We start from the raw sequence: 13,853 nt of genomic DNA on the forward strand, positions 1-13,853 counted from the left end.
GCATGACATTCAAGAACGTAACAGTACTTGGTGCAGGCGTCCTGGGCGCGCAGATCGCTTTCTGCTCTGCGTTCGCGGGCAAGAAGGTAGTGTCCTACGGAGGCCCTCGCGGCCGGCAAACAGCGTTTCGACGCTATCGGTGAACAAATGAAGGCGGAGCTCGAATCCGCCAACGACGAAACCATCGCGGCGGCGCACGAAAACCTCACCCAGACCTCGGACCTCAAGGAAGCGGTAGCGAACGCGGACCTGGTCATCGAGGCGATCCCGGAAAACCTCGAGCTCAAGCGCAAGGTCTGGGCCGAAGTGGGGCAGTACGCCCCGGAGACCACCGTCTTTGCCACCAACACGTCCACGCTCATGCCGAGCAAGTTCGCGGACGCGACGGGTGCGCCGGAGCGCTTCTTAGCACTGCACTTTGCCAACCACATCTGGATCCAGAACACCGCCGAGGTGATGCCGCACGAGGGCACCGACCCGAAGTATGTGGACCAGCTCGTGGAGTTTGCGGAGCAGATCAACATGGTGCCGGTCCCGCTCAAGCGCGAGCAGCCCGGCTACGTGCTAAACACGCTGCTGGTGCCGCTGCTCAGTGCTGGCATGTACCTGCTGCACCACGACATCGCTGAACCTGCGGACATCGACCGCGACTGGTGCAACTCCACCGGCTCACCGCGCGGCCCGTTCGAGATCATGGACCTTATCGGCGTGCGCACCTTGGTCGCCGTGATCGAGTCCAACGAAAACGCCCCGCAGTGGCAGAAGGACTTCCTTGAGACGACGCTCAAGCCGATGGTCGCAGAAGGCAGGATCGGCCTGGAAGCTGGGCAGGGCTTCTACACCTACGACGCGAACGGCAAGATCGTTTCCTAAGCGCGTTGCTCGCGGATAAGCACTTGAGCTCGCTGCAGATGCCCTCCGTCAAAACTGGGCGCAACCTGTTTGTCCTCGGCGACGGCGATTTGGTTTCTGCGTGCGAGCTCTTTCCATTGTTTCACTGCGTCGACTGCGCGGCTGAGTCGTTCGATGGCTTGATTGTCATTGAGACCAAACCAGCCCGCGGCACCCATGAGTGTGTCTACTGAATCGTCGCCGACAACGTCCACGGAAGTGGCAAAATTGGTTTTAGTGGTGGCGGGCGTGATATCGAATACGGGGGAGAGTCGCCACGCGCCATCTACGCGAATGAATCCGTGGTTTCGCAGGTGGTTGTCGGTGTTGCCCACCAGGAGGTTGATCGCCGTCCTGCTGAAAAGCTCAGCCGCGGAATCGCCATTGATGCTCAGCAGCCGAAGCTCCTCAGCGATCTCGACCATGGATGCACGGTCACCGTCCGTACGATTGAGCAGAGTCATTGCGGACATGTAGGGGATACGGGCTTCGCTTCCATCCTCACCGTAGGCTCGGTCGAACCTTTCCAGAAGCAATACGGACCGCCCGTTAATCTCCAAAAGTCTCGAACTCGGTGTGGAGATGCCCGCAAGTTCTGCGATATCCAAACAAACCTTTTCCCAGGCAACCGCGTCGATAGTGTCTGCGGATGAGGAGAACTTCGCCATCATCAGTTTGCCTTCGTCATCAATGACTGTGGCTTTCGGGCGGGCGCCACCCAGAGAGGATCCGGCAACAGCGATGCGTTTCAGGGCATCCACTGCATCATCGTCTTCCTCAACGGCGCGCGAGGCACGCTCAATGTCAGCGAGGTTCACAAGTTTGGGCACCCGGCTGCTCGGCGATTGGGTCACCCCGTTCACTTCGAAACGCAACGCTCCTAGGCGAAGGCGATCATCAACACCGAGGAGGTAGTCGACTTCTGTCGGCTGTTCACCCTGCCGCGCAAACTGCTTTTGAATCAGCATTCGCCCCCAGCGATCCGGAGCAGAATCAGAAAGAGCGGTGGGCAGATGCCCGCGATCAGAGACGAGAGGTTGCTTTCCGCCGTGAAGGGGAAGCGCAGGGCTGATCGCGTACGCGCCTGGAAGTTGTATCCACTCCTTTTCGTACTCGAGCGTCCCACCGTGCTGGTGCGGAAAATAGGTTGCGACAGAGAGCTTGCGGTCTTCGACCTCCGTCCAGATGCGTATAGACGTGGGTGCCATCGCTAAATCATCTGCTCAATCAAAGCCCGACCGCGATCGTGCTCCATCGGATCAACCGCGTCTCTCACCCGGTCAAGCAGTTGAAACGCACGGCACACCCGGAGGAAGTTTTCCAGTGTTGCGCCGTGGCCTTGCTCTAAGCGCCGCAGCGTGGACACGCTCACGTCAGCGCGGTACGCAGCCTGCTCGATCGTGAGACGGTTGAGGCGGCGCCAGCGCTGTAGATCTTCGCCGATCTCTATGAGCCCACCTGCGACCGCGCGAGGGGTTCGACGGCTACCCATTTGTGACGTACTCATGCCCATATTCTTTCATATTTGAGTAGTCTGTGGGATGACAGTTCATTCAGAAGGAGAAGGGTGCCCAAATGAACCGCGAAATCGTCTTCATCGTTTACGTGACCGACATTGATAGATCGGTCGAGTTCTACTCAGACCTCCTGGAGCTGGAAACTGACTTTGTTTCACCCCGCTATGTGACGTTCGCTTTGGCGGACGGTGTGGCTCTCGCACTGTGGACTGGGAACTCCGAAGTGCTTGCAGACGCTCCCGCACGCACCACCGAAGTGTGCCTCAACGTCAACGGGGACGAAGTCATGGACGTGTTCCAGGCCTGGACTGGCAAGGGGGTCGACGTCATCAAAGAACCCCACCAGGACGTCTTCGGAACGACGTTCGTGGTTGCCGATCCCGACGGGAACCAGATCCGAGTGGCACCTATCGACTAGGCAAAGAGAAACCCCGACCCCGAAAGAAAACTTTGTCGGACTGACAGGATTTGAACCTGCGACCCCCACACCCCCAGTGTGGTGCGCTACCAAACTGCGCCACAGCCCGATCCGCTACCTAAACGGTAACTGCGCAAATATTACAGCACTGTCATACGGACCCAAAACCGGCAGGTCACCAGACAGTCACTGCTGACACCCCAGGGTTAGCGGACCACGCCGTCGACGTACACCCACCGCCCGGCGCGGCGCTCGAAGCGGGAGCGCTCCCGCATCACGCCGCCGGGGTGGTGCGCGGCGAACTCGACTACGCCCTCGGCGTCGAAGGGCCCGCCGCCGGAGGTGCCCAGCACTTCCAGGCGAGTAAACGGCTCGCCAGACGGGTCCACAGCCAGATCCGCCGGCCGCGTCTCATCCGCCCAAGTCTCCGCGACGTAGGAGCCCGCGCCGCGCACGTAGGCGGTGTAGCGCGAGCGCATCAGCGCCTCAGCGGTGGGCGCCGCGGCAGCGCCGTCGATGTAACGCCCGCAGCACGCCTCGTACGGCAGACCCTGCCCGCAGGGGCACAAACCCCGCACGTCCGCCCACAACCCGGATTCAGCCATTACTTGCCCAGGCGCTCCGCGCGGTGGAGCTTGTTCTGGCGGCGTCGGCGCTCAAGCGAGGCGGTCTCCGCAGTCGTTTCGATTTCGCCCTTGGCCACGTAGCCGTCCACGGTGGAGGAGGCACCCGCGGCGCGCAGGGTCTCCACCTCGTCGTCGGTCAGGTCGCCGTAGAGGGTGATCAGGCGGGTGAAGGTGCCGTCGCCGTTGTGGTTGACTTCCACGCGGACGTCGTCAAGCTGCATGCCCTTGGCCGCCTCACGCACCGCCTGCGAGCAGCTGACCGCGAGCGCGGACATGTACAGGCCGGTGGAGGTGACACCCTGGCCCTTGCCACCGGTGTTCTTGGAACGGTCGGTGGTGATCGCGCGGTCGGAGGTGCGCACCACGTCGCCGTACTTCGTGCCGCGCGCGGAGTAGGACACGGCGTTGGTGTCCGTGGTCTTCGCGGGGACGAACAGCGGCTGGATGTATTGCTGCGCCCAGGAGCCGATGATGTCCGCGGCGCGCTGCGCGGTGCCCTGGCGGGTGAGCAGGTGGTCCGCCTTGTCCAGCGCCATCAGGGACTTGGGGTAGCGAGCCAAGGAGAAGATGTTCTGGGCGTTGTCGATGCCGACGGTGACGTCGATAGGCGAGTGCACGACAAGCAGGGGCTTGCGCAGCTTCGGCAGGTACTCCTCCGGGTTGGTCTCAGCCAGATCTTCGAGGAACTCGCGCGAGATGGTCAGCTCGCGGCCGCCGAGCACCACGCCGACGGAGCCGTTCGCATCCGCCTCACCGATGGCGTGGGCGTAGTGCAGTACCGAGTGCGCTGGGTCGAACGGCGCGCCGACGGTGGCCACCGCCTTGATCATCTTCTTCAGCTCGGGGCGGGTGGCGGCCTTCAGGGTGGCGGCGCCGCCGAGTGAGTGGCCCATGAGCAGCTGCGGGGCCTTGTAGTTCTCCTCCAGCCACAGGGCAGCGGCGACGATGTCGTCCACATTCTCAGAAAACGAGGTGTCCTTGAACTCTCCCTCGGACTGGCCCAGGCCGGGGAAGTCGAAGCGCAGGGTAGCAATGCCGTGCTCGGTCAGGCGTTTGGCGATGCGGGAGGCACCGGGCGTGTGGCGGGAGCCGGCGAAGCAGTGGGCGAAAATGGCGTAGGCCTGCGCGGGTCCGTCGGGGCGGTCGATGGTCGCAGCCATCATGTGGCCCTTGGACGACGGGACTTTCACGTTCATAGACAGCATGGGTAGCCGTTTCCTCCTGCGGCTCGGCGGTTCAACGCAACGGTTACTTTCGCTGCAAGACTAATCGTCGCACCAACTGTTTGGCACGTTGGCGTTATTCTTAGCCCTTATGGGCAAGTTTGACTGGTTCTGGAAGGCCATGGGCTCCACCACGGAGCGCAACAACAAGAAGTCGAAAGCCGTTGTCGCCAACGCGCACGGGTTAATCGAGGAGCTATCGCTTCTCGACGATGCTTCGCTCGCCTCCGCAGTCGCCTCCACCGTGTGCGACGGGGCCATCGCTGACAAGCCGCGCTTTCTCGCCGGGCTGTCCGTCGCCTCCCAGCGCACCCTGGGCATGACGCCGTTCGAGGTGCAGAATCAGGCCGTGCTGCGCCTGCTGGAGGGCGACGTGATCCAGATGGCTACCGGCGAGGGCAAAACGCTCGTCGGCGCGATGGCTGCCACCGGGTTCGCGCTGCAGGGCAAGCGCGTCCATCTGATCACGGTGAACAACTACCTAGCCGCGCGCGATGCAGAGTGGATGCGCCCGCTCGTGGAGTTCTTCGGGTTGACGGTGGCGGCGGTCACGGAGTCGTCGACACGCGAAGAGCGCGTCACGGCGTACCGCAGCGACGTGATCTACGCGCCGGTGACCGAAATCGGCTTCGACCACCTGCGCGACAACCAGATCACCTCCCGCGAGCAGACGGTGCAGCTGCCTGCAGACGTCGCGCTGGTCGACGAGGCGGACAGCGTGCTTGTGGACGAGGCGCTCGTGCCGCTCGTGCTCGCCGGCTCCGAAGGCTCCAAGCAGGCGACCGGCCAGATCACCGAGGCCGTTTCGAAGCTGGACGAGGACACCGACTACACCATCGACGCGGACGGGCGAAACGCCTTCCTCACCGACGACGGGGCGAAGAAGGTGGAGCGCCTGCTGGGGATTGACTCGCTGTACTCCGACGAGCACATCGGCACCACTCTCGTTCGTGTGAACCTGGCGCTGCACGCGAAGGCGCTGCTGATCCGGGACGTGCACTACATCGTCGACGACGGCAAGGTCGCGCTCGTGGACGCCTCCCGCGGGCGCGTGGCGGAGTTGCAGCGCTGGCCCGACGGCCTGCAGGCGGCGGTGGAGTCCAAGGAGGGGCTGGACGTGTCCGAAGGCGGGCGCATCCTGGACTCCATCACCCTGCAGGCGCTCATGCGCCGCTACCCGCTGGTGTGCGGCATGACCGGTACCGCCGTGGAGGCGACCGACCAGCTGCGCAGCTTCTACGGCCTGCACGTGTCTGTGATCGACCGCGCCAACGAGCTGCAGCGTTTCGACGAAGCCGACCGGATCTACGCGACGATGGAGGAGAAGAACTCGGCAATCGTCGACGAAATCGCGCGCATCAACTCCACCGGCCAGCCGGTACTCGTGGGGACCCACGATGTGGCGGAATCCGAAGCTTTGGCAGAGGCATTGGAGGCCCGCGGCATCGCGGTCAACGTGCTCAACGCTAAAAACGACGCGGAAGAAGCCCGCATTGTCGCGGAGGCCGGCGACGTGGGGCGTGTGACCGTCTCTACGCAGATGGCGGGCCGCGGCACCGATATCCGCCTGGGTGGTGCAGATGAGCGCGACCACGACAAGGTTGCCTCGCTCGGCGGCTTGGCCGTCATCGGCACCGCGCGGCACCGCACCGCCCGCCTGGACAACCAGCTGCGCGGCCGTGCTGGCCGCCAGGGCGATCCCGGATTGAGCGTCTTCTTCGTCTCCCTCGACGACGACATTGTCACCTCCGGCGGCGACGGCGAGCAGTTTTCCGCCCAGCCGGAACCGGACGGCCGCATCTCGGGCAACCGCGCGCAGCACTTCATCGAGCACTGTCAGCGCGTCACCGAAGGCCAGCTTTTGGAGATCCACTCACAGACCTGGAAGTACAACAAGCTGCTGGCGGACCACCGAGACATCCTGGACGAGCGCCGCGCCGCCCTGCTGGACACCGACACCGCCTGGCGCGAGCTGTCGGAGCGCTCCCCGCAACGCGCCGCCGAGCTTTCGCGCCTGCCACAGGACGTGCTCGAGCAGGCCGCGCGGGAGATCATGCTGTTCCACCTGGACGCGGAGTGGTCCGAGCACTTGGCGCTGATGGACGACGTCCGCGAATCCATCCACCTGCGCGCCATCGCCCGCGAAACGCCGATCGACGAATACCACCGCATCGCCGTGCGCGAGTTCAAGGATTTGGCTAACCGCGCGGTCGCCGCGGCGGTGGAAACATTCAACTCGGTGGACATCGACGCCGACGGCGCGCACCTGGCAGATGCAGGGTGGAAGCGTCCGAGCGCGACGTGGACATACATGGTGTCCGATAACCCGTTGGCGGGTTCCGGCAACTCCGTGATTTCCGGAATCGGCAACATTTTCCGCTAAGCATTCTTCGGTAGCCGCCCCTTCGGGCGGGCCGGACGCTATTATGGCGAGAGATCTCAACCACGACTCGAAAGTCAGGAGTTACCCATGAGCGACAACATGCCGCAGAACCAGGTCGAAACCACCTCGGTATTCCGCGCAGACCTGCTCAAGGAGATGGAGTCCGGAGCTGCGACGTCTGCGGACACCGCCGCCGGTGCGGACCAGCTGTCGGATGGGGAGGCGCTCCTCGTAGTCAAGCGCGGCCCGAACGCAGGTGCGCGCTTCCTGCTGGACCAGGATTCCACCACCGCAGGCCGCCACCCGGAGGCGGACATCTTCCTCGACGACGTGACCGTGTCGCGTCGTCACGCAGAGTTCCGCCGCAACGACGACGGCTACGAAGTCGTGGACGTGGGCTCGCTCAACGGCACCTACGTCAACCGCGAGCCGCGTAACTCCCAGGAGCTGACCAACGGCGACGAAATCCAGATTGGTAAATTCCGTCTGGTCTTCATCACCGCCGGCAACTAGTTAGAGAAGAGTTCGATCACGTGAGCGCAATCCGTCAGACGGCACCTGCCGCTACCCCCGCGAAGCCGGCAAAGGCTGCCAAGGCAACCAAGACCGCGAAGACCATGTCCATCGGCGTGGTGCTTGAACGTCTGCGCACCGAGTTTCCGGACGTGACCGTCTCCAAGATCCGCTTCCTCGAGTCCGAAGGGCTCATCACTCCGCAGCGCACCGCCTCCGGCTACCGCCGCTTCACCGAGGAAGACGTGGAGCGTCTGCGCTACATCCTGGTCACGCAGCGAGACAACTACCTGCCGCTGAAGGTCATCCGCGAGCAGCTCGAGGCGATGGATTCGGGCCACGTCACCGCGATCCTTTCCGCGGGCGAGTCCGAGCCGATGATCTCCCCGGAGAACTTCCGCGCGCCGGCGGCGACGCAGCTGACCGACATGGACGTGGCGGAGCAGGCCCAGGCGGATCCGTCCACTGTGGAGGAGTACATCAAGGTCGGCCTGATCACCCCGGATGCTGCCGGGCTGTTCACGGCCGACGACGTTCGCACCGTCACCACCGCGCTGTCGCTGTCCGAGTTCGGCTTCGACGCCCGCCACCTGAAAACTCTGCGCACCGCGGCGGCCCGCCAGGCCGACATGATCAACCAGGTTGCGGAGCCGGTGTCGAAGTCCGGCAAGGTCACCGCGAAGCAGAAGGCTGAGGAGATTGGCCAGCAGATGTCCGCGCTGGTGGTGTCCCTGCACGCGTCGCTGGTGAAAAACGAGCTGCGCAAGCAGCTGGGGAGCTAATGGAGGCTGTCAACCTCATTGGCGTGTTTCCGGTCGGCCCGGAAGATTTTCTGTGCGCGTTGCTGCAGCGCCCCACGAACGGGCGGTGCATCCCCGTGTGGCTTCCGCCGATGGAGGGCGCTGAGCTGGCCGCACGCTTGGACGGGTGGGCCCCGAACCGCCCGCGCCCCGTCGACGCGATGGCAGAGATCATCCGAACGTCCACAAGCGGCGCCGAGGGGCTTGAGCTGTCCAGCTATGTCGACGGCACGTTCATGGCCACGTTGACGCTTTACGGCGGCACCGAGATTGATCTGCGTGCCTCAGATGCGCTGCTTTTAGCCAGCGAGCTGGACATGGAGCTGACTGTCGACGACACGGTCGCCTCCCAAGCCTCAGTATTTTTGTCGCAGGAGGACGCCGAGCGCTACCTGCAGGCGGAGATCGAAGTTGAGGGCTTCACCGATGAGCCCGCATCCGCCAGCGGCGACGCCCAAGCGGACGCGGATTTCGAGGCGTTGATGCGCAGCCTCGGCGTGGAGGACTCGGATTTGGGGGAGGATAACCCCGAAGAGGAGTAAAACCCTCAAGTATTCCTTGAGAGTTTCGGCGTGTTACGCATGTGACTATTGACCAGCTACGTATACTTACCCTTTAATAGTCATTAGGCTTCGAGCTAACTTTCATGGGAGTAATTACGTGAGCATCATCGAGGAAAATCAGGACGGCCTGTTCGACGCTGTGCAGGAGTCGCTTTTCGACGTCGGCCCGTCCGACGAAGTCGGCTACCGCGTGCCGATCGCCTGCCAGGTCGCCGGCATCACCTACCGCCAGCTCGACTACTGGGCACGCACCGGCCTGGTGCGCCCGTCCATCCGCGGCGCCAAGGGCTCCGGCTCCCAGCGCCTGTACTCGTTCAAGGACATCCTGGTTCTGAAGATTGTCAAGGGCCTGCTCGACACTGGCATCTCGCTGCAGAACATCCGCCTCGCAGTGGATAAGCTGCGCGACCGCGGCGTCTCCGACATCGCCGAGATCACCCTCGTCTCGGACGGCGTGACCGTCTACGAGTGCCGCTCCAACGAGGAGATCATCGACCTACTCGGCGGCGGGCAGGGCGTGTTCGGCATCGCCGTGCCGCAGATCATGAAGGAACTGACCGGCACCATCTCCGCATTCCCGTCGGAGCGCGTGATCGACGACGGTGCAGACAACGTCATCGGCTTCGACGAGCTGGCGGACCGCCGCCGTCGCAAGACCTCCTAAGAGGCACACAGACCTTCAAGGCCCGGGCTGGGATCACTCCCACCAGCCCGGGCCTTCTTCTGTGCTCTCGCCCCCCACAAACCCTGGGAGGCAGAGCCTGGGTTCGCTCGGCGGGATCAAGCGGTTAATGCGCCACGATTGAATATTTGCTGGAGTATCTCACGTGGGGTTGCTCCGCCGAGGACTTGTCGTGGTGTGTCGTTGAGTTCGTCTTGTACCCAGGCGACGTGCTCGGGGGTTACTTCGGCGAAGTCGGTGCCCTTTTTGTAGAAGCGGCGGCGGATCTCACCGTTGGTGTTCTCGTTGGTCGGCCGCTGCCACGGCGCGTGCGGATCGCAAAAGTACACCTCGCAGCCGTCTTTGATGCGCACACGTGCGGTTTCAGCCATTTCCACGCCTTGATCCCAGGTGATGGTCTTGAGCTGTTCAGCGTTGAGGTCTTTGACCATCTGCTGGATCGTTGCAATCACCGTCATCGATGTGTGTTCGGTGGGCAGATGACCAAGCAGGGTGTAGCGGCTGGTGCGCTCCACCAGGGTAATCAGCGCGCTTTTGCCGCCGGTGCCGATAACAAGATCGCCTTCCCAGTGCCCGGGGATTGCCCGGTCGTCAGCCTCTGGGCTGCGCTTGGTGATTTCAGCACCTTTGATCCACGGCTTACCGGTGAGCACACCGGCATTACGGGGCCGAGCTTTTCGCCGCTTGCCGCCGCGGATGAGCACATCTTGGGTCTTCATCACCGCTTCAAGCTCGGCGCGCAAGCTGCCTTTGCCCTGGATGTACAAGGCACTGTAGATCGCTTCGTGGGAAATACGCATGCTTTCATCATCGGCGAAAGCATGCTGAAGCCACACACTGATGCGCCCGGGCGACCACCGGCGGGCAAGACACGTCACCACCACAGCACGAAGTGCCGGGTTGTCGTCAAGCTTGCGCACCTTCGGCCGGTGCGCACGCGCCTTGGCGCCCAGGCCGGCTTGCCGGGCGTTGTAGTACACCGTGGCCTCACCGTCTTCGCCGGGAACTTCCCACCCGTTGCGGGCGATTTCCCGGCTGATCACGCTATGGTGGCGCCCCAGAAGTGCTCCGATCTGCCTGGCTGACATTCCCTGGCTGCACCCATGTTGGATCGTCAGGCGGTCTTCATACGACAGTCGGACCCCGCGGCCGACTTTCACACGGTCCTCGGCATAGTCGGCAGGCGCGTGGCCTGCCTGTGTTTTCATTGGTGCTGGCACGGAATCAACTTTGCTGTGTGCAGGTGGTTTTACCGTGCAAGCCTCCGGCGTGTCCGCGCGCTGTGACGCATCACGGTTTCCGCCCGCCTTCTCCTGGCGTGCTTGCTGCACCCAGCGATACACCGAATTCGCAGACCGGTCGAACGCCGCCGCAACCTCGTCAACCGGCTCACCAGCCAGCACCCGTGCGACCGCGTCAGCTTTCTGCTGCGGGGTGATGCGGGGCTTTTGCTGCAGTTCGGTGAGCACACCGACTTTCGCCAACCGCTGGTACAACGCCCCTGGTGACATGCCTAACGTCGCAGCCGCATCCGGTACCGACATACCTGAAGCCACCAGCGCCACCGCCTCGTCGATGAGCTGGTCACGTGCACGTGCCAACGCCTTCTTCGGCGGGAGCACGCCTGCTTGCTTGACCCATTCATAAACCGTGGCCTCTGCCACACCGGCCTCACGAGCAATCTCGCCGACATCATCGCCTGCAACAAGCCGCGCCACAGACGCAGCCTTCACATCCTTCGGAGTCCAACGACCAGCCACAACAACCTCCAAGTCGAGGTGGCGCATTCACCCACTGACAACTCCCTCGATTCTGACACGCTCCCAGGATGAGCCTCCCAGGGTCTGTGAGGCAGGCCAGCCGGGGGGAGCCGGGCAGCCGGGGCAGCCGAGGAGCTTACAGGCCGGAAGCCTGCTTCACGGCACCCTCGATGGCGTCGGCCTGCGCAGCGTCGACAGCCTTGGCGGAAAGGGCCTCGACCGCCTGGTCCGCCTCACCCTCGCCGACGCGGACAACGGTGATCTCCACCTTGTCGCCGGCGGCACCGCGAACTGCATTTTCGAAGGCATTGTCGTCGCCGGCGTCTGCCGTGCCAGTGGTAACCAGGACGATGCGGGTTTTCGCATCCCCGGTGCCATAGGCACCCGCGGCGGCTTCAACTGCCTGGCGGGTCTGGGGCACACCACCGGTGAGGAAGCGGCGCACTGCCACGGCAACGGAGTCGGCATCGGGGGAGACCGTGATGTTCTGGCGATAGCCCACCACAACACCCGGGTTTAGCGGCGAAGAGTAGTTCCACAGTCCGACCTGCTTGCCCTGGGCGCCGAGCTCGAGCGCGGCGTTCGCGATTGCGTCCTTCGCTGGCTGGATGTACGGGCTCATCGCGTCGGAGGTGTCCAGGAGGAACAGGGTGTTCTCGGGCTGCAGGGCGGCGGCGTTGGAACCGGCTTCGTCCGCCGCCTTGTCCGCATCCGCGGCGTTTTGGGGGTCGCTGTCCTCCTTTTCGTCCGCGGTGATGGCCTCGCCGCCAGCGGGCAGGGCTGCGGCCCAGACCAGGTCGGAGACGGCCGGCTGGTCCTTAGCAGAGCCGTCGAAGTGCTCGGAGGCGAATCGGGCGAAGTCCTGGCCGGCGCGGGCCTGGTTCTCGTCGACCTTGTCGTTCTGGTTCAGCGGGAACGCGGTGTAGACAGCGTCAGCGCCGACCGGGGTGAACTTCAGGCCCTCCGGCACGGCATCCTCGGCGGTGGCGAGGTACTCGCCGGCGTCGGCGTTGAGCTCTGATGCGCTGGCGATGCGCTGGTCGGTCAGTGCCTGCACGGCGTCGTTGCCGTTGCCGACCACCTGAGACGCCACCAGCGCCGAGGCGGCGGATTCCTCGGCGACGGCGAAGCGGAGTTTATCCGCAGTCAGGTCCTCGAACTTGATTTCGTCCTTGCCTGCCACGCCGACGGCTTCGCTGTACGCGGGCTGCGCATCTGACACGGCGGGGGTGCGGCCGGCGCTATCCAACGACTGGTGCGTCACCGCCGTGTTCGGCGCGACAAAAACTGCGGCGTCAGCGACGGAATCCACCAGCTGGGGCTTCACGCAGTAGTCGCGGACGACGGGGGAGGACGCACCGTAGGCGTCGACAAGCGATTGGCCCGCCCCCTTGTCGGAGGCCGCAACAGGAAGCATCAGCTCGCCCGCAACGCAGTCCTCCGGCTGCGCCGCAGCACTGTCGGCGTCATCCCCGCGCGTAGACAGCCACCAGATAACGGCCGCTGCGATCAGGGCCAGCACCACCAGTAAGGCAATGAGCTCTCCGGATAGCCTGTAGTTGTTTTTGCCGCTTGCGTGCTTCGCCACCGGAATCGCCGCCTTTATCGATCGAACGAGTGAAAATCGTCTTCGAGTCTAGCCGTCATAGGCGGCGTCGATGACCGCGACAAGCCGCTGGCGCAGCGGTTGTGTGCGGCGGCTGAGTTCGCGCTGGCGGGCGACGTACTCGGCCTTGCCCTCAGGCGTTTCCACGGCCACAACACCGAAGCCCAAACCCCGGCAGTCGTACGGGGAGGCCTCCATGTCCAGCCTGCGGGCGTCGGCAGCGAGCTCGAAACAATCCATGAGCAGCTCGCCTGGAACTAAAGGTCCGAGCTTCATCGCCCACTTGTACAGGTCCATGCTCACGTGCACGCATCCTGCCTGGTCGTTGTCCGCCTGCCCTTCGCGGGTGAGCACGGTGAGGTTCAGCGGCCGCGCTGCGGGGGTGAAAAAGCGGAAAGCGTCGAAATGGGTGCACTTCACGTTGTGCGACTCGACTACCTTGTTCGTGCCCTCAGCCCCGAGCCGCAACGGCAGGCTGTGGCGTGGGTTGTCGGTGCGGTACACCATTGCCCATTCATGCATGCCGAAGCAGTCGAAATGGGCTTCTCGCTTATCGACGGACCGAAGGATCGCCGCCGCCTCCTCCACGTCGTGGCGGCGGTGGGAGAGAAACCTTTGGACGTCGACAAGCACTGTGTCTTCGTCGCAGACGTAATCGCGCCAACCGGCGTGGGGGAGCGAGGAGGCGTCTTCGAGCGCGACACCGACACCCGGGTGCCACCGCTTCAGGTGGGCGGGGCGCTGCGGGTAATAGTCGAAGAGGAAGTCCCACACGGGGTGGTACTGGCCGCGCGCCCGGCGCGCCACCCTCGGTGCGGTCCACCGCTCGGCGCGGGCGGCGTGTGCCTTCATGCGAGGCAGGTATTCCTCG

Annotated in this window: 14 protein-coding genes, 1 tRNA gene and 1 pseudogene; 7 read left to right on the forward strand and 9 right to left on the reverse strand. The window is 63.9% G+C overall.

All coding sequences use genetic code 11. The annotated features are described in order from the left end of the window. Positions 1-147: 147 nt before the first annotated feature. Positions 148-873, forward strand: coding sequence for a 3-hydroxyacyl-CoA dehydrogenase NAD-binding domain-containing protein (locus tag CAFEA_RS05590; protein ID WP_338080124.1), 726 nt, complete (start codon positions 148-150; stop codon positions 871-873). Here CAFEA_RS05590 and CAFEA_RS05595 read toward each other — a convergent pair. Beyond that, on the reverse strand, positions 870-2,099 hold the full coding sequence (locus tag CAFEA_RS05595) for a type II toxin-antitoxin system HipA family toxin (protein ID WP_063937212.1): 1,230 nt from the start codon (positions 2,097-2,099) through the stop codon (positions 870-872). The two genes, CAFEA_RS05590 and CAFEA_RS05595, sit on opposite strands and share 4 nt — an antisense overlap. 2 nt (positions 2,100-2,101) lie before the next feature. Continuing rightward, positions 2,102-2,398 (reverse strand): helix-turn-helix domain-containing protein, encoded by a 297-nt coding sequence (locus tag CAFEA_RS05600; RefSeq protein WP_159437635.1) that lies wholly within the window; start codon positions 2,396-2,398, stop codon positions 2,102-2,104. A gap of 68 nt (positions 2,399-2,466) precedes the next feature. Here CAFEA_RS05600 and CAFEA_RS05605 point away from each other — a divergent pair, with 68 nt between their 5' ends. After that, positions 2,467-2,826, forward strand: a complete 360-nt coding sequence (locus CAFEA_RS05605) for a VOC family protein (RefSeq protein WP_063937211.1) — start codon at positions 2,467-2,469, stop codon at positions 2,824-2,826. Positions 2,827-2,861: 35 nt separating this feature from the next. Here CAFEA_RS05605 and CAFEA_RS05610 read toward each other — a convergent pair. The 3 genes from CAFEA_RS05610 to CAFEA_RS05620 all read right to left on the reverse strand — a co-directional run bounded on the left by CAFEA_RS05610 (position 2,862) and on the right by CAFEA_RS05620 (position 4,657). Beyond that, positions 2,862-2,935 (reverse strand) — tRNA-Pro (locus CAFEA_RS05610). A 97-nt stretch (positions 2,936-3,032) separates the two neighbouring features. Then, positions 3,033-3,431 (reverse strand): YchJ family protein, encoded by a 399-nt coding sequence (locus CAFEA_RS05615; protein WP_063937210.1) that lies wholly within the window; start codon positions 3,429-3,431, stop codon positions 3,033-3,035. Then, positions 3,431-4,657: a bifunctional alpha/beta hydrolase/OsmC family protein gene (locus CAFEA_RS05620; RefSeq protein WP_082855638.1), complete on the reverse strand. Its 1,227-nt coding sequence runs from the start codon at positions 4,655-4,657 to the stop codon at positions 3,431-3,433. The genes CAFEA_RS05615 and CAFEA_RS05620 overlap by 1 nt, the downstream gene beginning before the upstream one ends. A 109-nt stretch (positions 4,658-4,766) precedes the next feature. On the opposite strand from CAFEA_RS05620, the gene secA2 reads away from it, so the two are divergent. The 5 genes from secA2 (at position 4,767) to CAFEA_RS05645 (ending at position 9,598) form a co-directional block, all read left to right on the forward strand. Next, complete coding sequence (gene secA2, locus CAFEA_RS05625; protein WP_063937209.1) at positions 4,767-7,058, forward strand: accessory Sec system translocase SecA2; 2,292 nt, start codon at positions 4,767-4,769, stop codon at positions 7,056-7,058. An 87-nt stretch (positions 7,059-7,145) separates the two neighbouring features. Then, positions 7,146-7,571 (forward strand): oxoglutarate dehydrogenase inhibitor Odhl, encoded by a 426-nt coding sequence (odhI, locus tag CAFEA_RS05630; RefSeq protein ID WP_063937208.1) that lies wholly within the window; start codon positions 7,146-7,148, stop codon positions 7,569-7,571. Between the two features lie 20 nt (positions 7,572-7,591). Then, on the forward strand, positions 7,592-8,353 hold the full coding sequence (gene ftsR, locus CAFEA_RS05635) for a transcriptional regulator FtsR (RefSeq protein ID WP_063937207.1): 762 nt from the start codon (positions 7,592-7,594) through the stop codon (positions 8,351-8,353). Further along, positions 8,353-8,913, forward strand: coding sequence for a bifunctional nuclease domain-containing protein (locus CAFEA_RS05640; RefSeq protein ID WP_063937206.1), 561 nt, complete (start codon positions 8,353-8,355; stop codon positions 8,911-8,913). Before ftsR ends, CAFEA_RS05640 begins: the two co-directional genes overlap by 1 nt. Before the next feature lie 127 nt (positions 8,914-9,040). Next, positions 9,041-9,598, forward strand: a complete 558-nt coding sequence (locus tag CAFEA_RS05645; RefSeq protein ID WP_034999379.1) for a MerR family transcriptional regulator — start codon at positions 9,041-9,043, stop codon at positions 9,596-9,598. A gap of 116 nt (positions 9,599-9,714) precedes the next feature. Here the strand turns inward: CAFEA_RS05645 and CAFEA_RS05650 are convergent, their stop codons facing one another. The 4 genes and pseudogenes from CAFEA_RS05650 to CAFEA_RS05665 form a co-directional block, all read right to left on the reverse strand. After that, positions 9,715-10,824, reverse strand: coding sequence for an IS30 family transposase (locus CAFEA_RS05650; protein ID WP_290183919.1), 1,110 nt, complete (start codon positions 10,822-10,824; stop codon positions 9,715-9,717). 93 nt (positions 10,825-10,917) lie between these two features. Then, a pseudogene (locus CAFEA_RS11290) lies at positions 10,918-11,403 on the reverse strand (transposase); the annotation flags it as partial. A gap of 109 nt (positions 11,404-11,512) precedes the next feature. After that, positions 11,513-12,964, reverse strand: a complete 1,452-nt coding sequence (locus CAFEA_RS05660; RefSeq protein ID WP_063936683.1) for a vWA domain-containing protein — start codon at positions 12,962-12,964, stop codon at positions 11,513-11,515. 48 nt (positions 12,965-13,012) lie between these two features. Beyond that, entirely contained in the window at positions 13,013-13,834 is an 822-nt protein-coding gene (locus CAFEA_RS05665) for a 3-methyladenine DNA glycosylase (RefSeq protein WP_394326875.1), read from the reverse strand. Between the last annotated feature and the right edge of the window lie 19 nt (positions 13,835-13,853).

This window comes from Corynebacterium afermentans subsp. afermentans, from assembly GCF_030408355.1.
Lineage (GTDB): Bacteria > Actinomycetota > Actinomycetes > Mycobacteriales > Mycobacteriaceae > Corynebacterium > Corynebacterium afermentans.

Coding starts and splice junctions, on each gene's coding strand:
- CAFEA_RS05590 (WP_338080124.1), top strand. CDS start 148: ATGAAGGCGGAGCTCGAATCCGCCAACGACGAAACCATCGCGGCGGCG.
- CAFEA_RS05595 (WP_063937212.1), bottom strand. CDS start 2,099: ATGGCACCCACGTCTATACGCATCTGGACGGAGGTCGAAGACCGCAAG.
- CAFEA_RS05600 (WP_159437635.1), bottom strand. CDS start 2,398: ATGAGTACGTCACAAATGGGTAGCCGTCGAACCCCTCGCGCGGTCGCA.
- CAFEA_RS05605 (WP_063937211.1), top strand. CDS start 2,467: ATGAACCGCGAAATCGTCTTCATCGTTTACGTGACCGACATTGATAGA.
- CAFEA_RS05615 (WP_063937210.1), bottom strand. CDS start 3,431: ATGGCTGAATCCGGGTTGTGGGCGGACGTGCGGGGTTTGTGCCCCTGC.
- CAFEA_RS05620 (WP_082855638.1), bottom strand. CDS start 4,657: ATGCTGTCTATGAACGTGAAAGTCCCGTCGTCCAAGGGCCACATGATG.
- secA2 (WP_063937209.1), top strand. CDS start 4,767: ATGGGCAAGTTTGACTGGTTCTGGAAGGCCATGGGCTCCACCACGGAG.
- odhI (WP_063937208.1), top strand. CDS start 7,146: ATGAGCGACAACATGCCGCAGAACCAGGTCGAAACCACCTCGGTATTC.
- CAFEA_RS05640 (WP_063937206.1), top strand. CDS start 8,353: ATGGAGGCTGTCAACCTCATTGGCGTGTTTCCGGTCGGCCCGGAAGAT.
- CAFEA_RS05650 (WP_290183919.1), bottom strand. CDS start 10,824: ATGAAAACACAGGCAGGCCACGCGCCTGCCGACTATGCCGAGGACCGT.
- CAFEA_RS05665 (WP_394326875.1), bottom strand. CDS start 13,834: ATGAAGGCACACGCCGCCCGCGCCGAGCGGTGGACCGCACCGAGGGTG.